Genomic DNA, 21,833 nt, shown 5'->3' with positions numbered 1-21,833 from the left:
AAGATACCGCCTAAATAACTTACATATTCAAATAAATAGCAGTTATTTCTCAATCTTTGTAAAAAAAGATTTAAATAATAAGCATATTGTTAATTATCTCATATGTATGTGAACTTCTATGATTTGTATTATCTATAGGACTTGCTCCTCCTGTATTTTCAATTGCACTGGCCCATTCATATTCCCGAAAATTAACTAAGGCTATCCTGCTACTTTAGTTTTTAAAAACAGTGTTCTGGAGGCTACTTATAAATTTATAGCAGCACCAAAGCACCAACTGACTGAATAATGTTTTTTTTTTACACAAACTTAAAATCTCCTCCAGTCCTTCTTTACCCTAATTTAAAACCTGGTTATTCGCTAATGTAACGCACCTATTCTTAATAAATTTAAAACACCTAGAGTACTGTCTTAATCCGATTTAATATTTGGTCCAGTTTTTGAAATCTTTTTATTGGAACTAGTAATAGTAGCCTCTATGTTAATTACATTCTACTCAGACTACTTAAATAACGCCACAACATCTGGGTTAATATTAGCCGCATCATAACGTTCGCTTAGCACTAAATCACCTGTAATTAATTCTTCCTCGTTTTATTTTAACGGATTTTTTAATCAATTTAATAATGTTTACTTTGCGGATGTTCAAGTCATCTTTTATTAATTTTAGAAGGATATAAAAATGGTGTTTTTTATTTGTCCATATATCAAACTGGATCCACATTTTCTTAACATCTTTTTGGTGTTTTATCCTTTTAGATTCACTTTTTTTCATCGTTTCACTCCAAGAACCAATCGCGGCTACACGATAAGCACTCATTACATCGTCAACATACCCCATTTTACCATGTGTCGCTAAAACTAGCATAAGCGTAAGATCTCCAACTTGAGCTGTAAAAAACCAAGCGGGGAGTTCTTCAACAAACTTATTTAAAAAAACCATAGAATTCGTCGTTATAAGATCTCCTCCTCCCAAAATAGCATCTTTTATTCCTAACTTAAAATCATGTGGTATCACTTTTGGCTGGTTAATTTTAAGTACTTCACGGCTATTTTCATTTACATAATACGCTGGATGAAAAACCACTGAACAATCTTGATTTGCTTCCAAAAAATCCACCTGCTTTTGTAACTTTAACGGGTCTGTCCAGTAATCATCGCCTTCACACATAGCTATATATTTACCTTCTGCTCTCGAAAAATTATAAACAATAGTAACCCTCACCCCTTTTGAGTACTGATTTTCAGTTTGATAGACAGGTTTTATAATAGTTGGGTATTTTTCTTGATACTCCTTAATAATAGCAGCAGTATTATCGGTTGAAGCATCATCATGTACTAAAACTTCAAACTGAAAGTTAGTTTGCTGCATTACAAAACCATCTAAACACTGGCGTATATAAGGTTCATGATTATAGGCTAAACAACATACGGAAACAACAGGTTTTCTCATTTACTTTTGTCTTAAAAATTTAGCTGGATTCCCTATATATATAGAGTTATCAGGAATGTCACCTAATACAACTGCCCCTGAACCAACAATAGCAAATTCTCCAATAGTAACATTTTCTCTAATTGTCGAATTTGTTCCTACATGTGCACCACGACCTAAGATCACATTCCCTCCAACCACTGCATTTGCTGTAATATGAGAGAATCGTTTCATAGTACTATCATGGCCTAAAAATGAATTTGGCAATAAAATACAATTGTCTTCTATTGTTGTGTCTGGAGATAATTGCACTAAAGGAGCTATTAAAACGCCATAACCTATTTTACAATAGCCTCTAGGAATAACTGCTGTTGGATGTATTAAAGTCGCATAACGTCTCCTTGGAATATTTAAATTAGAAATTTTATCAAAAACTTCTTTTTCATTCTTCATTCCAATGTAACCAATAAAAAAATAAACATCATCATCTTTCAAATAGTGCTCTACATCTTTTGAAGTACCGATCACTTTATGCTTTTTATATACTCCAACCGTGTCTCCAATAGGCACAACATCATTTAAAAAACCAAGCACTTCATAGTATCCTAGGTCTTGTGCAACTGAAGCTGCAATCATACCAATACCTCTACCTCCAAGTATTACTAATTTTTTCATCCTTTACTTGTAATTAATTCTTTTTTTAATAATATTTTTTTCGCGGCTTTAATCATTGGAGGTCCAATAAACTTCCCATTCATAATAGCCACACCTTCTCCATTAGCTTTAGCTTCTTCTGCTAAAACCAACATTTCTTTGGCGTCTGTAATTTCGTCTTTTGTTGGAGAATAATACTGGTGTACTAAAGGAATTTCTTTAGGATTCAACACCAACATCCCTTCAAAACCTAAGGTTTTTGATATTTTTAAATTCTTTTCTAAATCTTCATAATCATGTACCCTAACATGTACTGTGTCTATTGGGATCACTCCAGCTGCTCTAGCTCCCATAGCAATCATTGCTCTAGGTGTAAACAAACTTTGATGTTCTAAATCATGTACACCTTCTAAATCGGTAACAAAATCTTCCGATCCATAAGCTATAGCTACAACTCGTGGTGAGGCCAAACAAATTTCCTGAACATTCATCACTGCTGAAGCGGTTTCAATTAAAGGAATAATTTTATACGTCCCAATAGGAAGTCCTTTTTCGTATTCAATCGTTTCTAAAAGCTTATCAAAGAAATAAACATCTTTGCCACGTTTAGATTTAGGGTACATAAAACCGTCTACCCCATCAATAGTGAGCTGCATAACATCTTTAAGTAATTCACCACTTTCTCGATCATTAACACGTGGAAATATTTTTTTGCCTCCAAACTTTTTTGCTGAAACATAAGAGATTATAAGATCTCTTGCAACTTGCTTATTTGCATATGGTTGTACAGAGTCTTCAACATCTAAAAGTAACACGTCGGCTTCAGATTTTGAGGCACTTGTCATTAATCGTTCATTATGACTAGGCACAAACATTAAACTTCTTAATAATAAATCAATCATAATTATGAATTCTTTTTAGAAACTAACACTTTTCTTCTGAATGACAAAACATCTTCGCCTAATTGATTTTCAGCAATAGTTTCAACATATACAATCCCTCTGTCATTTTTTGAGGTTTCCCATTTATCTAAGATTGTAGTACGCACATATAAGGTATCATTAATATATACAGGGTTTAAATGTTTTACCGCTTCATATTCTAAATTGGCAATCGCTTTACCACTAATATCTGCAACAGTAATACCTACAACAACACTAAATACTAGAGTACCTACAACTAATATTTTTCCGTGTTGTTTTTGCTGTGCATAATCCAAATTAATATGCACAGGATGATGATTCATTGTTAACAAACTAAATAGATTATTATCACTTTCAAAAATTGTTTTTGTTAAAGCGTGAGTCAAAGTCTCTCCAACGACAAACTCTTCGTAATAATTTCCAAATTTACTTTCCATTGTTATGTGTTCTAATAATTTCTAAAGCTTTTAGCGCATGAGGCTTTTCTATAACCTCATCGTTCAATATAAAAGGAACAACGCTTTCTCCGTTATAATCTTTTGGTAAATGTTGTAATACATTTTTAGCCCAATCTAATAATATATTGTCTTGTTGTATTTGATTTTGAAACCAAATCAATTGCGTAGGATGGATTAAAAATTTTCCATCATAACCGTTATCTTGAGCATATTTAACTTCTTCTGTAAAATCCTTTTCTTTAAAAACATTCATTGAAGCAATATCAATAGCTTGCAAATTATAAGCCTTGGCAAGATACAAAAATTCTTTTCTAGGATAATCTAATTGAGCTGATGTATGTTTTGCTTTTAAAAACGTCATTAAATCATGTGACCCCATTCCTATACCGACTATAGATTTTAATAAAGAATCCTCATTCATAAACACCTGCTGAATCTCCAATAATAATCTTGGGTGCTCAATAAGTATTATAAATTTGAGTGTTTTAAATGTTGAAATAATATCAATAAGTTCTGCAGCTGATTTTATTTTTGGCAAAACCATAAGTTGTACCCCTATATTTTTAAATCGTTCTATATAAGTTAAATTTAATTCATCTTCAAAATCGGCTCGTAAAGGCACCCTAAACCAATAGGAACTAAAATCTGTCACGGTATTGAGTTGATTAAAATATGTATCTATATTAGAACTTAAAATAGCATCTTCAAAATCAATGATAATCTCATCTACATGAGATTTCTTTATATCAGAAAGCTTATGTAATCGAGATGCTGGAATAAAAAAATAAGATTGCATACTTTTTAATTATTTTGAATTCTTAATAATAATCTACAAATCAATTCTACTTCTTCTACCGTTAAATCATAAAACAATGGTAAACATAGTACACGTTTTGCAACCATATCGGTAACTTCAAAATCTTGAGGTTCTAAATAAGGTAAAGCATTTGCTAATGACGGATAAAAATAACGGCGTGTAAATATCTCAGACGCTTTTAATTGGTCCATACATTTTAACATTAAAGTCTCACTGTCAAAAACTATAGGGTAATAAGCGTAATTTATAGTCGCTGCTTTATGCCATATTGGAGCTACGGCCTTTAAGTGTTTTAATCTTAAATGATACAACTCGGTAAGCGCCTTACGTTTATTATGAATCTGTTCAATATAAGGAATATTTGCTAACCCCATGGCAGCATGAAACTCTGAGTTTTTACCATTAATACCTAGTTCTGCAAAACTTTCGGGACCTGAAAACCCAAAATTGCGCATGTAGGATAATCGCTTTAGCAGTTCTGGATCTTTGGCTACTATAAGTCCCCCTTCAGTAGAGTGGTACAATTTGGTGGCATGTAAACTACAGATGCTGATATCGCCATATTCAAAAATAGATTTCCCAAAAACCTCCACTCCAAAGGCATGAGCACCATCGTAAATCACTTTTAAATTGTATTTTTCAGCAATGACTTCAATGGCTAAGACATCGCAAGGGTTTCCATATACATGCGTCGCTAAGATTGCGGTTGTGTTATCGGTAATAGCCGCTTCTATTTTACTAGCGTCTATATTTAAAGATGCTTTATCTACATCTACAAATACCGGCTTACAACCTTCCCAGACAATACTACTTGTCGTAGCAATAAAGGAAAAAGGCGTCGTTATTACCTCTCCTTTTAACCCCAAGACTTTAATAGCCATTTGCAACGCTACAGTGCCATTAGTTACATACAATAGGTGCTTGAGTTTTAAATGTGCTTTAAGCGACATCTCTAATTCACTCGCAAGAGGCCCCATATTGGTTAACCATTGGCGTTGCCAAATACCTTTTAAGTACTTCTGATATTCCTCTTGTGGAGGCATAAAGGGTTTTGTAATAGGAATCATAGATTTCTGTTTTTTATAAAAGTAAGTGCATAGAGCATGACTTGCGTTTTAAATACATGATGTAAACCAAAGTATAAAGTTATGCCAGCAAGCGATGCTAACAAAATTTGAATTAAATCATGCTCCGGTTCTGTATGACTGACAACAAATGACATAACTACGTACATAATTGTCGTAATTAATAATACAGGTAGCACATCTAACACTTGCTCTTTTAAGGTGTAATTAATCATTTTACTACTGTAATGGGTATTGATAACTAGCGCTATAAAAGACATAAAAACACTGCTCCAAACGAGCGCATAAATACCAAATGGTACAGCTACTATGATACTAATAGTGACCACTATTTTTTTATACACTTCTAACTTTAAAAACAAATCACTACGTCCATAAACTTTTAAAACATTGATATTAAAAGCATGAATTGGGTACAACATAAAACCCAACGTTAAAATTTGAAAGAAAGGCACTGCTGGCAACCAAGCATCTCCTAACACCATTAAAAATAAAGGCTTTGCTATGGCTGCTCCGCCAATCATTATCGGTGCAATGATAAAAAATGTAAGACCTAATATGTTTCTATAAACGCTAGATATACGTTGTGGGTCGTCCTGAATTTTAGCCAACATGGGGTAAGTTACTTTACCTATAACACCAGACAATACCGTACTTGGATAGGTGTTAAACGTTTTTGCACGCTCATAATACCCGAGCGATTGCACGCTAAAATATTTACCAATCACAACATTATATATATTATTAAAAACCTGATCTAGCAAACCTGAAAGCATGAGTTTATACCCAAAGTTATAGTGGTACTTTAATTTGGTTCGTGAAAGCGTCATACTGGGTTTCCATGATGAGAAAACCCAAAGTAATACAGAATTACAAGCTTGTGTCGTTAAATACATCCAAACAATGCTCCACACGCCGTATCCTAAATAGCCTAAACTTACACCAACACTCACCCCTATTATTGTTGAAGGTATATTATATTGCGTAATACGTTTAAACCTCATTTCACTATTTAATATTGCCAACTGCACAGCAGCTATTGCCGTGATAACAAAACCAATACAGTACAATCTAATAAGGTTGATAAGAATGGGCTGTTCATAAAAATCAGCGATATAAGGCGCTGCCATAAACAAGAGACCATAAATAAGAATACTCATCCCTAAATTGGTAAAGAACACCGTTGAATAATCGGTATCGTCTGCATCTTTTGTTCGTATTAAGGACGATGACAAACCACTATCGACCAAAGAGGTTCCGATAGCGATAAAAATTGAAATCATCCCTATAAGTCCAAATTCTGTAGGGCCAAGAATTCGTGCTAGTATAAGCCCAGCTACAAACGAGAGCCCTTTTACAAAAAAGGAATCTACAAAAGTCCAGATGACACTATGTATGGCTTGCTTTTTTAAAGACATTTTAAGTAGTAATGATCTTTTTTAAATACTCATAATAGTCGCCTTTTAAATTTTCTATCTTATGGCTTAAGCTCTGTTTTGATACCCAACCGTAGTTCACTGCAATTTCTTCTAAACAGGCAATTTTTAAACCCGTTCTTTTTTCAACAGCTTTTACAAACTCAGTTGCCTCTGTTAAGGCTTCATGCGTTCCTGTATCGAGCCATGCAAAGCCTCGACTCAAAATATTTAATTTAAGTTGCTCTTTATTTAAATAGGCTTGATTTACAGCTGTAATTTCCAATTCACCACGACCTGAAGGCTTTACTTTTTTTGCTATTTCTACTACCGAATTAGGATAAAAATACAAGCCTACCACAGCATAATTAGATTTTGGTGTTGTCGGTTTCTCTTCAATACTAATCACGTTACGGTCGTTATCAAACTCAGCTACTCCATAACGCTCTGGATCATTTACATAATTGCCAAACACCACAGCTTTTTTTTCATTCTCAACCGTAGTAATCGCCTGTTTTAATAAACCCTGTAAACCAGCACCATAAAATATATTATCTCCCAAGACCAAACAGACATCGTCTGTACCAATAAATTGTTCGCCAATAATAAAGGCTTGCGCTAAACCATCCGGTGAAGGCTGTTCGGCATAGGTTATATCTATTCCAAATTGTTCACCACTACCCAGTAAAGTTTTGAAATTAGGTAAATCGTGAGGCGTAGAGATAATTAACACCTCTTTAATTCCTGCCAACATTAAAACTGATAATGGATAATAAATCATCGGTTTATCATAAATGGGCAATAATTGTTTACTTACACTTAAAGTGAGTGGGTGTAAACGTGTTCCTGAACCTCCCGCTAAAATTATTCCTTTCATTTTTTTTGTGTTATGGTGTGATGTTGTTATACAGTTATACTTTTAATCAACTTTGAGAGCATTCTTCGAATATAAATAATTTTATCAAATATCGATTATATATCAACTCCCTTGTAAATGTAATCTAATCTTCTTCCTATTTCAAATTGTTTTTCTAATGCCGATAACGATCCTAAAACAATCTATAAAAAACGAGCAAATTCTCTTTCTCCTTTTCTACCAGCTCTTTCTGTAATATTAGACGAAACAGAAACAGTATATCTTCTAATTTGTCTGGTTAAACCATATATCTTTTCTTTTGGAGAGCGCTTTAAGAACGCGTAAGTGTCCTCCACGAAATTCATGCTTTCTTTCCAAAGATTTAGGTCTTTATGGCTTTTGACACTCACTTTTGTCATTTTTAATGTTAAGCTGAGTTAGGTTGTTATGTTGTTGACTTCATAGCTCCTTAACTTGATAACTGAAAAAAATTACTGATATTGCTCTTTATAATATTTTTCATAAGCACCACTTGTAATGTTATCCATCCAATCTGTATTTGCTAAATACCAATCGATAGTTTTAGACAAACCTTGTTCAAAAGTAACACTCGGATTCCAATTTAATTCTTTTTGAATTTTAGTAGCATCAATAGCATATCGTAAATCATGTCCTGGTCTATCTTTCACATAGGTAATCAATTTTTCAGAAACTCCTTTTTCTCTACCTAATTTCTCATCCATTTGAGCACATAATACACGAATCAAATCGATATTTTTCCATTCATTAAACCCTCCAATATTGTAGGTTTCATGATTATTCCCCTTATGAAATACCAAATCGATAGCAATTGCATGATCTTCTACAAACAACCAATCTCTGGTGTAATTACCATCGCCATAAACGGGTAATGCTTTATTGTTCATGATGTTATTTATAAACAACGGAATTAATTTCTCAGGAAATTGATATGAACCATAATTATTGGAACAATTTGTAATTACATAAGGCATTCCGTAAGTTTCACCATAAGCACGTACAAAATGATCAGAACTTGCTTTTGAAGCTGAATATGGTGAGTTTGGATCGTAAGAAGTAGTTTCAATAAATAAACCTGTTTCGCCAAGTGAGCCATATACTTCATCGGTACTAACATGATAAAATCGCTTATCTTGCCAATTATCTGTCCATAAATTCTTAAAAGCATTTAACAAAATCATGGTTCCTAGAATATTAGTTTTAGCAAATGCTAAGGGATCTTTAATAGAACGATCTACGTGCGATTCTGCCGCTAAATGGAGTACATTATCAAATTGATGTTTTATAAACAATTCATTTATAAAAGATTCATCTGTAATATCGCCTTTAATAAAATGATAATTTGGTTCGTATTCTATATCTTGTAAATTCTCAAGATTTCCTGCATAGGTTAGACAATCTAAGTTAAAAACCTGGTAATCTTTATATTTATTTACAAATAAGCGGACTACATGGCTTCCTATAAAACCAGCCCCTCCAGTAATTAATATTTTTTTCATAAAAAAACAATTTATTTAACTATCAATAAATATATTACACTACTTGTGTAATATGGTAACTTTAAGAATCAAAACGATCGAAATATACATTTTCATAAAATCTACAATTAAAACTTATTCAATTATAGCGCTTTGTCTTTAATATCTATAGGTAGTATATTCTTTACATCATACACTACTGACTTCTCTTTTTTCATAGCGGCATACTCCAATGTTTGAAATTCTTTATACGCTACTGTTAAAACAATTCCGTCAAATTTTTTCTGAGTGAGTGTTTTGTAGATTCTAAATTATCTTCATGCACTAAATCCTCTTCATTTGCCAACTTTTTTTGTATTGTCATATGGCTATTCTGCTTTTTTTAGGTGCATTCAAGGCCTTAACGCAACAAATGTTGCTAATTATTAATGCCGCAATTTAATTTTTTGTTTCCAAAAAACCTAGATTTTCATGAAGGCTTTTTAGAAAGAAAAAATTAGACAGAGTTTTTGTTCTAAGACTTCAAGAGGTGTTTTATAACCTAATATTTTTCTAGGTCTGTAATTGTGTTTCCTTTGTATGCTTTTTAGTTGTCTATTATCTACACTTCTAAAATCTGTTTTTTTAAGAAGATGTCGTCTAATAAATCCATTTGTATTTTCACTAGTTCCACGTTACCATAATGCATAAGGATTGGCTAAATACATGTCCATTTTAACGTTCTTGGATAACCTTTTATGGCCTGCCATTTAAGTTCCATTATCGTATGTCATTGTTTTTGTTAGTTGGTTATCAAAACGATTCAATTCCTTGACAAAAGCTCTAGTTAATGCTTTTGTAGTTCTGTTTTCAAGATCAATAATTATAGTGTATCTAGATTTACGTTCTACTATAGTTCCTATCACAAATTTTTGAGTTTCACCAATGAACCGCCCTCCTTCCCAATGCCCTATTTCCTGTCTGTTTTCAATATGTTCAGGTCTTTGAAATATATTTACTTGACTTTTGATTTTAGAGCCTTTCTTACATCTATTTTTAGGTTTTCTACGCCTAGATTTTGATAAAAAAGAAGCTTTATTAGTTTTTTTTTCAGGCTAGCTTGTGGGTGCGTATAGATATGCATATAGGTAGCTTCGTATAATATTGTCATCATAGAATTGTTTGGGAAATCGATTTTAATTAGATCAGAAATTAGTTCAGGCGACCAGTTTTTTAAAACTCTATTATAGACATAAAGACACAGTATAGAATGTGTTCTAATTTTGTCTAAATTTCTTTTATTTAGATAGTCATCTTTAGCACACCAATCGGCAAGTGCAGCATCGTATTTTTCATTAGGATTTGACACCCACTTATTGACTTTTATAGTGATAGTTGAACGTGAACGATTGTGTTACTTCGCAATAAAAAAATTGGATTTATTTTCTTCCAAAAGCGTCTGAATAATGACATGTTATTTAAGTGATAATCGTTTATGTTTTTTCGTATTCATACAACAATTCTAAAAATTTGATTTGTTGTGTTAAGTTATCAAATTCGGAAAGGCCTGTGTCAATCCGTCTGGCGAAGGCTGTTCAGCATACCTGATTTGAATACCCAAATCAGCTCCATCAACTAACAATTTCTCGAAATTCGGTAAATCCTCTGGGGTCAAAATAATTAAAATCTCTTTAATCCCTGCCAACATCAATACCGATAACTGATAATAAATCATAGGTTTATCATAAACCGGTAATAATTGTTTCTACACCCCTTTGGTTATCGGGTATAAACATGTTCCCGATCCGCCTGCTAGTATGATTCCTTTCATAGGGTTACTAATTACTTTTTTTCTTGCCATTTCCACGCAGAAAGCAATCCTTCTTCTAGGTTTTTTTCGGCTGCCCACCCTAAAACTTCATTTGCTTTTGTAGTATCCGCATAGGCTGCAGTGATATCTCCTTCTCTTCGTGAAACAATTTTGTATTTTAGTTTTATATTGGTTACGCCTTCAAAAATATTAATAACTTCCATTACAGAAGTTCCTTTACCCGTACCTATATTAAATACTTCGTACTTTAAGTCACTTTTATTTTTAAGCAAACGTTGTAATGCAGTAACATGGGCTTTAGCCAAATCTACCACATGTATATAATCTCTAACAGCTGTACCATCTTTTGTAGGATAGTCACCTCCAAAAACAGCCAATTCTTCACGAATTCCTGCTGCTGTTTGGGTTACAAAAGGAATAAGGTTTTGAGGAACACCAATTGGTAACTCTCCTATTTTTATAGACTCGTGTGCGCCTATTGGATTAAAATAACGCAATGCAATAGCTTTAATATCATATGCCCTAGAGCATTCTTCTATTATTTCTTCTCCAACTTTTTTTGTATTACCATATGGCGATTCTGCTTTTTTTACTGGTTCATTTTCTGTTATAGGTAAGCCATCTGCCTGGCCATATACAGTGCATGAAGAACTGAATATTAAGTTATTTACTTTTAACGCCTTCATTTCTTGCAATAAATATACTAAGCTATTTATATTATTTTCATAATACTTTAAAGGATCACTTACACTCTCGCCAACAGCTTTAGATGCCGCAAAATGTATTACACCATCAACTGTATTTTGTAAAAAAAAGTTTGCTACTTCTTTTTTATTTCGTAAATCTATTTGAAAAAATGCTGGTTTAACGCCTGTTATTGCTGTTATCTGTTCTAATACTTCTATTTTACTATTAGATAAATTATCTATAATTAAAACTTCGTATCCTGATTTTTGTAAGTCTACCACAACATGCGAACCTATAAAACCCAAACCTCCAGTAACTAAAATATTTTTCATTTTCTTTTGCTATTTTTAAAAACAAAAATACTGTTTTAATTACTATTCATAGTAAAAACAATCTGAACTGTCTTCAGTAGTATTTTAACATCTAATTTCCATGAGTACTTTTTTATATAATATAAATCATACTCTAACTTCTTTAAATTTTCTTCAGGTGTAGCTTTTGGCATGTGTATTTGCGCCCAGCCTGATACTCCTGGTCTAATCATGTGCCTTAAATTGAAAAAAGGATTCTCTTCGCTATATTCTTTTACGTATTTAGGTTGTTCAGGTCTCGGGCCAATCAAACTCATATCGCCCATAAGAATATTATAGAACTGTGGTAATTCATCTATTTTAGATAATCTTAAAAACTTACCAACAGGTGTAATTCGGTTGTCATTTTTCACTGTAAAACCTCCATCATTATTTTCCATTGTACGTATTTTGTAGATTTTAAATTTTTTCCCCTCTCTACCAATTCGTAATTGTGAATAAAACATGTTTCCTTTTGAACTTATTTTGGTTAAAAAACACCCCAAGCTTATTAAAGGAAAGACAAAGGGAAACATTACCACAGAAAATAGAACATCAAAACCTCGTTTAAAAAAGGTAAGTCTTCTTTTTCTTTTCAGGCTAAAGATTTCGTCTGAAAAATACTGGTTGTCTTGAATTTTTATAATTGGAATTCTTTTATTTACCGTTTCATAAAAATTTTCTGAATCATATATTTCAATACCCAACAAACGCAAATTAACCAATTCATTAACTTCATTATTAGATAATTGGTTTAATTGTGTTTTCTCGAAAACAACAACTTTTATGTTGTTTTCTCTTATATAACAGGTAATAGCTTTGTCTTGTAAATTTAAATCTTTATGAAAAACAATTTCATACTTATCAGATATTTTACTACTCGTCAATAGCTTATCTAATGATTTATTAAGGTTAACAAATAAACATTTTTCTTTTTTAATCATCACCACACTTCTTACAATTTCATTTTCCTTTAAGGTAATCAAATTCATTTTCTTTCTTTTCTAGCTTTTTTGCTAAATTAAGGAAAAATTATTTTCTTTTAATTATAAAACAATACTAGTAAATCTAACTTATTTCAAATATTTGAACAACCCTTTAATAGAATAGTGTAAAAAAAGATAAATTGAATTAAATAAACTTACCTCTCCACACTCTCTTAACACCTTATAATGATATACTGCTGCTTTAAATTTATTTCTTGAAATAGAATTTGATCGTACTCTATAATAAGCTAAAACTTCATTATATATACCCTCTGTTTGTTTTATATCTTTAAAAATGGTCAGCCATAAGCCATAGTCCTGTCTTTTTCTAATAGTAGGCATATACCTTTTACCTAATATATTTGTATCATAGATTGCTGTTAAGCATCCTATTGTATTAGCTTTTAATAAACCTATAAAAGTAGTTTTTAAAGGTGGGTAAATAATGGCTCCTTTATTACCTTGTTCATCCATTTTTTGATATGCCGAATAGGTAAAAGACAGGTTCTTTTTTAGCATAAACTTAATTTGCTTCTCTAATTTATCACTTTTCCACACATCGTCACTATCACAAAAAGCTATAAATCTACCTGAAGCATTTTTAATAGAGTTATTTCTAGCTATTCCTGCCCCTCCGTTTTTTTTAAGTTGAAATAATTTTATCTTAGTTGTTTTTTGCTGATATTCTTTTATAATATCAATTGTTTTGTCGGTAGATCCATCGTCTGTTATTAATAGTTCCCAATTAGTATATGTTTGATTTAATACACCCTCAATTGTTTCTGAAATAAAATCTTCAGAATTATACGATGGCGTTATTATAGATACTTTATTGATATTTATATTATCTCTCATCACTACTTTAATTTAAACTTTTTTCATTCACATATTAAACCCTTTATAAAAAAAACTAAAAAACATTGTCACCTTTTTAAAAGTTTTCAACCTCCTTCTGTGCTTATATAAAAAATACACGAACAATAAGTAGCCAAATACACCTGACACCCTTCTAGAGTACCCGCCTAAAAAAACCATATATTGTTGATTAAAATCAGTTGTTTTACCAGAACTCTCATAAGGGTGATTTACTATGTAAAAAGGATAGTAAAAAATTTTCATTTTTTTTAATATAGCATCTCTTATAAAAATACTTTCTTCTCCTCCTTTTGAAAACTTAGTTGAACCTAACCCAAAATTTTTATCAAAAACTAAATCACTATTAATAATGCTTCTTCTTCTAAAACCTATTTCAATACTACTAATATTTTTGAAGTTTAAAAAAGTAATTTTTTGCACCTTTTGTTTATAATTTTTATACTCTTTCTCTCCTATATTTGTCTTAATTTTGCCTATTAAAATATCTAAACTAGAGTCTTTGATAAATTCATTTTTTATTTTATCTATATAGGAATCTTTATACCTAACATCATCATCTGCTATTATACAAATATCTGAAGTTGCATGTTTGATACAATTATTACGATTCATTGATAAACCTTTTTCTTTACAGAAAAAGATACTTACATCTTTTCTTTGTTTTAAAACATCTGGTATTTCATACGCTACGTTATTTATTACCTGAATAGAAATAATATAAGAAACATCCTCTCTTTGCTTTAATAAAACAAAAGGTACATTACTAATATTTGAACTAATTGTTGATATCAATATATCAATTGTCATATTATATTTACTTATGTTAATAACTAAGGTTTCAATTAAAATTTATAATATAAATTACTTCAAAAAGAATAGTTCATAATTATTTAAAATATCTCCTCTTTCAGAGAACTGGGCAAAATACAATGTACTGAAATAGTAAAAAGTGCAAACCAAAAACAAAAAAAACAAAAAAACTATTTTTATATCCCTTCCTTTTAACTCTTTATACAAATGGTAAAACCATACAAAATAAAAAGGAGTAAAATAGTAACTAATTCTTGCTATATGCTCACCGAACTGAAAGAATGTTCCGTAAAGAAATAACCCTACAAAAGTCATATTTTGGGCATAAATCATTAATTTATTCTTACTTTTTTTAACAAAAAAATATTGTATTAAAGATGCAAAAAAGAAAATCAAAACGAAACTATAAAAAATTTTTTTTCCAGAAACACTATTAAAATCTCTTTGGAAATAATTAGCAAAAAGGCCTAACCTACTAACTAAAAAAATAAAAATTTTAGTAGAAAAGAAAGATAAAATCATACCACTAATAAATATTAATAGATTATATTTTTTCTTTAATATTTTATTGAAAAACATAAAAAATATAAAAAATATACCTGATAAATGAAACATCGTTGCTAAAACTATAAAAAATAAAAATTTCTTTTTTTTTCTATCATATAAGTAGCTGAAGCTTAAAAAAACTATTCCCATTGCAACATATTGTCTTACAAAACCAAAAGAAGTTAAATAAGAAGTTGTAAAAGTTGTAAATAAGAAAACAAATAACATACCATAAGATTTGAATCTAAAAGCGGCTATTAATGTTGTAACTATATAAATTAAAGACGTTATTGAAAAAAAAACAAAAGCCTCATTATATGCTCTCGCAACCAATAACAATATGCGACTTAAAGGCTCTATGTAAACAAGTGGGTATGTTCCATATACCATATTTTCATAATTAAAATAATCTATTCCCGCATCATAACGAAAACCTGAAAATAAAACTAAAATAACAACAAATACTGATAGCGCTTGTTTACTTTTAAGAATGTCTGTAACAATAACAGTCAATAAAAGTATAAAAAATAGTGCTAAATAATAAATACTAAACATCAAATTAATTCCCTTCTTTTTTTAATATTAACCAATACCTACACAATATCTATACACGCTCCTAACAGAACTGCAAATATCACTCATGCTTTTTCTGTTCCAAGCAAACTATTATTAATACATAAACAATAACAGATAAATACAATGCAAAAAAGCCCTAATCCTATTCTTAAAATTACAATTGATAATACAACTAACGGAATTAAAAAATCTAATATTTTTACGATGGTCAAAAAATTAATATTCTCCAATAATTTACGTATGTATTTTTTTCACTGGTATTCCAACATAAATAACTGGTTCTAAAATACTTTTAAATACGACTGCTCCTGCTCCAATAATTACATTATCACAGATAGAAGCATTTGGTAATATTATTGCATTTGCCCCTATTTACACATTTTTTCCTATTATTATTTCAAAACCAACATGCACTAATTTAGTATTACTATCTTTTGTGAAATTTAATTTGAGTGATATTATTTTTGCTTCAGCAGAAATAGCTACATTATTTCCCGCTCTAATTCCATTTGTTGCATTCCAATAAGAATAGTCATTTAATGAAAATCTTTCTCCAAATTGTAATTTTTAAGGATGTATTATTGAAAAAGGTCCATAAACAATTCCTTTTTTGTATGTTTTAGGGTATAACAACCGAAACCTTAGTCTATGAAGTTTTAAAATAACTCTCTCTAAAATAGCCATACTCATCTTAATTTTTTAATCCAATCTTTACCAAAAACAACTCCTGTTCCAATTACTATCCCCAAAAACAGCCAAATTATAAAAATTATTGCTCTTTTAGGCTTTGATTTTACAACAGGAACGCTTACAGGATCTATCACCGTAAAAACAGGCGTATCTTCTTTTAGCTTTATTTTTTGAGTTTCTAATTGCTTCGCTAATTCAGAATAAATACTAAATGCTAAATTGTATTCAGATTGCAAACTTTCTAAACGCGATTGTGAGCGCGAGGTAATTAAGCCCTGATTACGGTCTCTATAACTTGCTAAAACAGCTTGTTTTTTTTTAAAATCTTTTTTTAATTCAGCATATCGTTCTTCTATAAATTCAAACTCTTCTTTAGTTTTTTGTGTCTTAAATTTAGTAATCGCTGTTTGTAATAGTTCTTGGATTTTCTTCGTCATTTGCGCAGCAGGAAATGCTTCTGGCATTGAAAAATAAATTTTAATAAAACCATCTTTGCTGTTATTATCTATTACTAATTGCCCCTCTAGTTGGTTAAATAGCTTATTCTCATTAACTGATATTCTATAAATAGCATCTTTGTTCTTCTGTTTGATATTATTCGATTCACTTTTAACCAAATTAAATACTTTATTAGGCAAACCGATAGTGTAGTCTTTTATAACAGAAAGAACATTCCTTTTTTTATACTTTTCATAATATTCTTTGTAAGTAACCTCTTCTGTGATGTGTGAAAATTTTACAGAAACCTTTAACAACTCTCTTTTAAAAGGTATACTACTCACTATTTGAGGGTACAAACTAGGTGGTATACTCTCTGTATTACTTGATGCTCCTAAATTTATTCCAGCCATAGCGGCTAGTCCGCCTAAATTTGCGCCAACATTGCTACCTTTAGTTTGTGGAATAACTGTTGTTGAGGCGGTATATTCTTTTTCTGAAAAAACAGCGATAAACAAACCTATGAATCCAAATACAATAACGTAACGGATAATTGTTCTCTTTCCTTGCCAAATAGTTTTAAACAATGCTAGTAAATCTATTTCGTCTTCAGCATTATGGTTCTTTTTATTTTCCATATCCTATTACTTGTCTGTTAAACTCTTAATCAACACTCCTAAAGTAGCCAAACCAGAAGTAATCGCAATTACTTCTTGCGTTGACATCTTATCTTTATTTTCGGGTTTATTAGGTATTAAAATTACTGAACCTGGCTTTACATTAGGATATGATTTAAAAAACAAAAACCGTTTAGTTGTCTTTATATCTCCATTTGCATGAATAACATAGGCCCTACTCTTTTTTGCATTTGCAGAAAAACCACCCGAATTTTCTATATAATGTTTAAAACTCTTGCTTTTCTCGTACCTTACTAATGATGGGGATAATACTTCTCCTTCAACTTTTACGGTTTGCCTTTCTGAAGGTATAAAAAGCTCATCACCTTCTTCTAATATTAAATCGAATTTTGAATCTTTACCATCTTCGGCTAAAATTTCATTTAATTTAATACCAATCTTAAAAGTATTTTTCTGTTTTATTTCTTTTGATGTGTCGGCTGTTAAACTGTCTTTTTTAGCAAAGTCTGCTATCATTTCTAATTGTTTAACATCTTCTACCTTATTGTTTTTTCTTGTTAAAAAAGCGCCTTCTATATATGCGTATTTTGTTAACCCTCCTGCTTGTACTATTAAGTCTGAAATTCTTTCATTCTTACCTCCTAAAGAATATTCTCCTTCAAAGTTAGCTTCTCCTTTTATAAATACTGTTTTTTGTTCTGTATATCCTTTTAAATAACGAACTGAAACAATATCAAAAGGCTGTAGTATAAAACTATCACTAGCCGTACCTTCTAAACTTTCGCTTGCACTAAGATTAAAATTTTTACTTATTGTTTCAAAACTACCATCTTTTAACCTTCTTGAAACATCAATAGTATTAGCGTCAGCGCCATCCTTTAATCCTCCTCCAAGGGCAATTAAATCTTCAACTTGCATCCCTTTCATGAAATCAAATTTATCTGCCTTATTAACCGCTCCATTAATAGTAATAAATTCTTTTTCTTTTAACTCTTCTTTGTTGAAAATATAAATACTATCGTTTTCTTTCAAAAATAAATTTTTATTTACGTCTCTCAATGAAAATGATATTGTCTCTTTGTTAGTTTTATCATAAGTTCTTACAATAATTCCCCTATCTAAAAAAGCCTCTCTGGTAAGCCCTTCTGCCTTATTTAACAAAGCTGCTACGGATAAATTTTCTTTATATTCATAATTACCAGGTTGAAAAACAGCACCTGCTATGCTTATTCTATTTGAAAAATCATCAGTAATTTCATTTATTGTTATAAAATCTCCATCTTTTAATTTTTCTATAGCTATGTTTTTAAACGGAATTTCCACTATTTCTTTTTGTTTTCCGTTTACTCTTTCTATGATGATGTTTTGTTTATATGCATTTGATACAAAACCGCTACAATATTTTAATAAATCTGAAACCGTTTCTGAATCCTTTACTTCATACAAACCAGGTCTTTTAACCGCCCCTTCAATAGTTACTAACTTCTCATAAGGTTTTACGATAATTACATCTTGGTCTTGAACCGTTATATTTCCTTCTTCAGACCCATTTGTTAAAAAATCATAAAAATCAAAATCAGCTACTTTTTCACCACCTCTAAATAATCTTATATTTCTAAAAGTTCCGTTTTCGGTTGGCCCACCGGCTGCATATAAGGAGTTTAAAACTGTTGAAAAACCACTTAATGAATAAGAACCTGGCACTTTTACTTCACCAACAATACTTACTTGAACATTTCTAACTTCTTTTATAGAAACAGCTATATTTACTTTATTATAACTGTTAGACGAAGCACCGATTCCTGCATAAATTCTTTTTAAATAATTTTTTATTTTAGATTTAGCTGCTTTTATTGGCAAACCTACCAATTGAATATATCCAACCCCTTGAACATTAATTGCTCCTTGCCTATTTATTTTCTTTTCGTAATTAGCCTCAGCAGCACCCCATAAATCAATTGAAATAACATCTCCGCTACCAATTACATAATTTTCAGGTGTTGCCACATTTAAATTCGGTGTAAATGAAATATTTGGATTGTTAAAAAAGTCGTACCCGAAAAGCAATGTTTTTTCAGGCGTTATATCTTCTTCCCCTGTTAATCCAAAAAACAGTTCATTTTCCGAATTACCCGAACTGTCCGAGTTTTGTGATGAATCTTCTACTTTGCTTTTACTATTTGTTGAAGTATTTAAATTTCGAATCCTAGTTTGTAATTTTTGAGCTTGAATTTCAGACATCCCTCTAGTTTTAGCAATAGCTAATGCCTGTTCTAAAGTATACCCTTCTTTTTTAGCTTTGTCCCAATAATTAGCAACTTGTTTATCTGACAAATTATCTACCTCAATAGTATTCATTTGTTGTTGAATATTCTGAGCATAATTTGTAAAACTAGCTAATATGAAAAGAACTATGAAAACACGTTTTAATAATTCTTTTTTTCCTGTTTTATTTTTCAACTGCATAATTTTTAAACCAATTAATGAATTCTTTACTAACGATTTTTTTTAGGCTTTTCCTATTTGATGGTATTCAAAACCTTTATCTTCTAAATTAAATACATTATACTGATTTCTTCCATCAAAAATTATAGGAGTGCTTAGTTGTTGTTTTATTTCTGAAAAATCAGGAGAACGAAACTCTTTCCATTCTGTTAGCATAATTAAAGCATCTGCCTCTTTTAATACTTCATATTTTGATTCGAAATACGAAATACCCTCAATACCTTTTAAATAAAAATGTTGAGCCTCATCCATAGCTTTCGGATCGTATGCTTTTATTTTTGCTCCTCGTTTTAACAATTCTTTTACGACATAAATTGCAGGTGCTTCGCGCATATCATCAGTTCCTGGCTTAAATGCCAAGCCCCAAAGTGCAAAATTTTTTCCTGATAAATCTTCACCAAATCTTTTTACAATTTTCTCTGCAACAACAAACTTCTGACGATTGTTAACCTCTTCTACAGACTGAATTAATTGCGCGTTGTATCCGTTTTCTTCTGCTATTTTATTTAACGCCTTTACATCTTTAGGAAAACATGAACCTCCATACCCTGCTCCTGGATAAATAAAGCTATATCCTATTCTACTATCTGAACCGATACCAATACGAACTTGATTCGCATCTGCGCCTACTTTTTCACAAATATTAGCGATCTCATTCATAAAAGAAATTTTAGTAGCTAACATTGCATTTGCTGCATATTTTGTCATTTCTGCAGAGCGAATATCCATGGTTATAAAACGATCGTGTGATCTAAAAAAAGAACTATATAATTCTTTCATCTTATCAAAAGCATAATCAGATTCAGCGCCAATAACAACTCTATCAGGCTTCATAAAATCATCGATGGCAGCTCCTTCCTTTAAAAACTCAGGATTTGAAACTACATCAAAATCTATATCTTCCCCTCTATTATCTAATTCTTGTTGAATCGTTGCCTTAACTTTGTCTGCTGTACCAACAGGTACAGTCGATTTATCAACCACCACAAGTCTTTTATTCATCTTGCTACCAATTTCTTTAGCTACCGCCAACACATATTGTAAATCAGCAGAACCGTCATCTCCCATGGGCGTTCCTACAGCTATAAAAACAATAGAAGCATCTCTTATAGCTTCTTCTAGCTTGGTTGTGAAAAATAGATTTTTATTAGCTATATTTTTCAACACCATTTTTTCTAAACCTGGTTCATAAATAGGGATAATCCCTTCATGTAGCTTGTCTATTTTATGCTGATCAATATCTACACAAGTAACCTTATTCCCCATCTCTGAAAAACATGCCCCTGAAACCAAACCTACATACCCAGAACCTATTACAGCTATATTCATTCTATTTTTTTTTATACTTTCTTTTTGAGCAACTTCTTTTCGAAGTTCACTACTTGAAAAACGATGTTCTCTTTTATTATAAAATAATACTATATTTTTTCCTTCATAATACGACCTCACTATAAAGTTTTTATCTGCATATTCATCTCCTAAAACACGTATATATGTTTTAAAAGATTGCAATACATCTTCTAAGCCCTGTTCCGTAGCATAAGGCACTATTTCATCAACGTACTTACATTCTTTTAACTGAATATATCTTTCTTACTACAGATTGAATTAGTTTGTTTTTTTCGGGTCTATCAACAGTAGGATCTGTTTGAAGACCGCAAATAAGGTAATCGCATTGTTCTTTTGCGTCTTCAAGCATTTTTACATGACCTGCATGCAATAAATCGAAAGCACTAAAGGTTATTCCTATTTTCATTCCTTTTT

The 21,833-nt window shown here is 31.0% G+C and carries 19 protein-coding genes and 3 pseudogenes; all 22 read right to left on the bottom strand.

The genetic code is table 11. The features are described 5' to 3' along the window. Nucleotides 1-568 precede the first annotated feature (568 nt). Complete coding sequence (locus ACQ629_RS10880; RefSeq protein ID WP_483704847.1) at nt 569-1,453, bottom strand: glycosyltransferase; 885 nt, start codon at nt 1,451-1,453, stop codon at nt 569-571. Next, the gene (locus tag ACQ629_RS10875; protein ID WP_483704845.1) at nt 1,454-2,107 is read right to left on the bottom strand and encodes a NeuD/PglB/VioB family sugar acetyltransferase; all 654 of its coding nucleotides are present in this window, start codon (nt 2,105-2,107) and stop codon (nt 1,454-1,456) included. Then, nucleotides 2,104-2,988 carry an HpcH/HpaI aldolase/citrate lyase family protein gene (locus tag ACQ629_RS10870; RefSeq protein WP_483704843.1) on the bottom strand — a complete coding sequence of 295 codons (885 nt, stop codon included), beginning with the start codon at nt 2,986-2,988 and terminating at the stop codon, nt 2,104-2,106. Before ACQ629_RS10870 ends, ACQ629_RS10875 begins: the two co-directional genes overlap by 4 nt. Before the next feature lie 2 nt (nt 2,989-2,990). Next, on the bottom strand, nt 2,991-3,446 hold the full coding sequence (locus ACQ629_RS10865) for a MaoC family dehydratase (RefSeq protein ID WP_483704841.1): 456 nt from the start codon (nt 3,444-3,446) through the stop codon (nt 2,991-2,993). After that, nucleotides 3,436-4,263, bottom strand: coding sequence for an aldolase/citrate lyase family protein (locus tag ACQ629_RS10860; RefSeq protein WP_483704839.1), 828 nt, complete (start codon nt 4,261-4,263; stop codon nt 3,436-3,438). The genes ACQ629_RS10865 and ACQ629_RS10860 overlap by 11 nt, the downstream gene beginning before the upstream one ends. 5 nt (nt 4,264-4,268) lie before the next feature. Next, nucleotides 4,269-5,351, bottom strand: coding sequence for a DegT/DnrJ/EryC1/StrS family aminotransferase (locus ACQ629_RS10855; protein ID WP_483704837.1), 1,083 nt, complete (start codon nt 5,349-5,351; stop codon nt 4,269-4,271). After that, complete coding sequence (locus ACQ629_RS10850) at nt 5,348-6,787, bottom strand: lipopolysaccharide biosynthesis protein (RefSeq protein WP_483704835.1); 1,440 nt, start codon at nt 6,785-6,787, stop codon at nt 5,348-5,350. Before ACQ629_RS10850 ends, ACQ629_RS10855 begins: the two co-directional genes overlap by 4 nt. A 1-nt stretch (nt 6,788) precedes the next feature. After that, entirely contained in the window at nt 6,789-7,661 is an 873-nt protein-coding gene (gene rfbA / locus ACQ629_RS10845) for a glucose-1-phosphate thymidylyltransferase RfbA (RefSeq protein WP_483704833.1), read from the bottom strand. A 182-nt stretch (nt 7,662-7,843) separates the two neighbouring features. Next, nucleotides 7,844-8,050: a four helix bundle protein gene (locus ACQ629_RS10840; protein WP_483704831.1), complete on the bottom strand. Its 207-nt coding sequence runs from the start codon at nt 8,048-8,050 to the stop codon at nt 7,844-7,846. A gap of 81 nt (nt 8,051-8,131) precedes the next feature. Next, nucleotides 8,132-9,178, bottom strand: coding sequence for a dTDP-glucose 4,6-dehydratase (rfbB, locus tag ACQ629_RS10835; RefSeq protein WP_483704829.1), 1,047 nt, complete (start codon nt 9,176-9,178; stop codon nt 8,132-8,134). A gap of 461 nt (nt 9,179-9,639) precedes the next feature. Further along, a pseudogene (locus ACQ629_RS10830) lies at nt 9,640-10,604 on the bottom strand (IS30 family transposase). A 93-nt stretch (nt 10,605-10,697) separates the two neighbouring features. Then, nucleotides 10,698-10,967, bottom strand: a pseudogene (locus ACQ629_RS10825) (sugar phosphate nucleotidyltransferase); the annotation flags it as partial. Between the two features lie 11 nt (nt 10,968-10,978). Continuing rightward, complete coding sequence (gene galE / locus ACQ629_RS10820; RefSeq protein WP_483704827.1) at nt 10,979-11,986, bottom strand: UDP-glucose 4-epimerase GalE; 1,008 nt, start codon at nt 11,984-11,986, stop codon at nt 10,979-10,981. A gap of 35 nt (nt 11,987-12,021) precedes the next feature. Then, nucleotides 12,022-12,996, bottom strand: a complete 975-nt coding sequence (locus ACQ629_RS10815; protein ID WP_483704825.1) for a sugar transferase — start codon at nt 12,994-12,996, stop codon at nt 12,022-12,024. Between the two features lie 81 nt (nt 12,997-13,077). Next, nucleotides 13,078-13,845, bottom strand: a complete 768-nt coding sequence (locus ACQ629_RS10810) for a glycosyltransferase family 2 protein (protein ID WP_483704823.1) — start codon at nt 13,843-13,845, stop codon at nt 13,078-13,080. Nucleotides 13,846-13,872: 27 nt separating this feature from the next. Then, nucleotides 13,873-14,673, bottom strand: a complete 801-nt coding sequence (locus tag ACQ629_RS10805) for a glycosyltransferase (protein WP_483704821.1) — start codon at nt 14,671-14,673, stop codon at nt 13,873-13,875. 54 nt (nt 14,674-14,727) lie between these two features. Continuing rightward, nucleotides 14,728-15,777, bottom strand: a complete 1,050-nt coding sequence (locus tag ACQ629_RS10800; protein WP_483704819.1) for an EpsG family protein — start codon at nt 15,775-15,777, stop codon at nt 14,728-14,730. 255 nt (nt 15,778-16,032) lie between these two features. After that, nucleotides 16,033-16,170 (bottom strand): acyltransferase, encoded by a 138-nt coding sequence (locus tag ACQ629_RS10795; protein ID WP_483707215.1) that lies wholly within the window; start codon nt 16,168-16,170, stop codon nt 16,033-16,035. Between the two features lie 314 nt (nt 16,171-16,484). After that, complete coding sequence (locus ACQ629_RS10790) at nt 16,485-17,564, bottom strand: Wzz/FepE/Etk N-terminal domain-containing protein (protein ID WP_483704817.1); 1,080 nt, start codon at nt 17,562-17,564, stop codon at nt 16,485-16,487. 6 nt (nt 17,565-17,570) lie between these two features. Continuing rightward, nucleotides 17,571-20,024 carry an SLBB domain-containing protein gene (locus tag ACQ629_RS10785; RefSeq protein ID WP_483704815.1) on the bottom strand — a complete coding sequence of 818 codons (2,454 nt, stop codon included), beginning with the start codon at nt 20,022-20,024 and terminating at the stop codon, nt 17,571-17,573. Between the two features lie 48 nt (nt 20,025-20,072). Continuing rightward, nucleotides 20,073-21,398, bottom strand: coding sequence for a UDP-glucose dehydrogenase family protein (locus ACQ629_RS10780; RefSeq protein ID WP_483707214.1), 1,326 nt, complete (start codon nt 21,396-21,398; stop codon nt 20,073-20,075). Between the two features lie 9 nt (nt 21,399-21,407). Continuing rightward, nucleotides 21,408-21,825: pseudogene (locus ACQ629_RS10775) on the bottom strand (adenylyltransferase/cytidyltransferase family protein); the annotation flags it as partial. Nucleotides 21,826-21,833 lie beyond the last annotated feature (8 nt).

The sequence above is a fragment of the Tenacibaculum sp. SM2510 genome (assembly GCF_057002845.1).
The sequence above is the reverse complement of the archived record's forward strand: the minus strand, read 5'-3'. Positions and strand labels throughout refer to the sequence as shown.

Excerpts from the sequence above, each read along its gene's own strand:
- ACQ629_RS10800 (WP_483704819.1), bottom strand. The coding sequence starts at position 15,777 with ATGTTTAGTATTTATTATTTAGCACTATTTTTTATACTTTTATTGACT.
- ACQ629_RS10860 (WP_483704839.1), bottom strand. The coding sequence starts at position 4,263 with ATGCAATCTTATTTTTTTATTCCAGCATCTCGATTACATAAGCTTTCT.
- ACQ629_RS10880 (WP_483704847.1), bottom strand. The coding sequence starts at position 1,453 with ATGAGAAAACCTGTTGTTTCCGTATGTTGTTTAGCCTATAATCATGAA.
- rfbB (WP_483704829.1), bottom strand. The coding sequence starts at position 9,178 with ATGAAAAAAATATTAATTACTGGAGGGGCTGGTTTTATAGGAAGCCAT.
- ACQ629_RS10805 (WP_483704821.1), bottom strand. The coding sequence starts at position 14,673 with ATGACAATTGATATATTGATATCAACAATTAGTTCAAATATTAGTAAT.
- ACQ629_RS10790 (WP_483704817.1), bottom strand. The coding sequence starts at position 17,564 with ATGGAAAATAAAAAGAACCATAATGCTGAAGACGAAATAGATTTACTA.
- ACQ629_RS10810 (WP_483704823.1), bottom strand. The coding sequence starts at position 13,845 with ATGAGAGATAATATAAATATCAATAAAGTATCTATAATAACGCCATCG.
- ACQ629_RS10815 (WP_483704825.1), bottom strand. The coding sequence starts at position 12,996 with ATGAATTTGATTACCTTAAAGGAAAATGAAATTGTAAGAAGTGTGGTG.
- rfbA (WP_483704833.1), bottom strand. The coding sequence starts at position 7,661 with ATGAAAGGAATAATTTTAGCGGGAGGTTCAGGAACACGTTTACACCCA.
- ACQ629_RS10850 (WP_483704835.1), bottom strand. The coding sequence starts at position 6,787 with ATGTCTTTAAAAAAGCAAGCCATACATAGTGTCATCTGGACTTTTGTA.
- ACQ629_RS10855 (WP_483704837.1), bottom strand. The coding sequence starts at position 5,351 with ATGATTCCTATTACAAAACCCTTTATGCCTCCACAAGAGGAATATCAG.
- galE (WP_483704827.1), bottom strand. The coding sequence starts at position 11,986 with ATGAAAAATATTTTAGTTACTGGAGGTTTGGGTTTTATAGGTTCGCAT.
- ACQ629_RS10780 (WP_483707214.1), bottom strand. The coding sequence starts at position 21,398 with ATGAATATAGCTGTAATAGGTTCTGGGTATGTAGGTTTGGTTTCAGGG.
- ACQ629_RS10865 (WP_483704841.1), bottom strand. The coding sequence starts at position 3,446 with ATGGAAAGTAAATTTGGAAATTATTACGAAGAGTTTGTCGTTGGAGAG.
- ACQ629_RS10870 (WP_483704843.1), bottom strand. The coding sequence starts at position 2,988 with ATGATTGATTTATTATTAAGAAGTTTAATGTTTGTGCCTAGTCATAAT.
- ACQ629_RS10875 (WP_483704845.1), bottom strand. The coding sequence starts at position 2,107 with ATGAAAAAATTAGTAATACTTGGAGGTAGAGGTATTGGTATGATTGCA.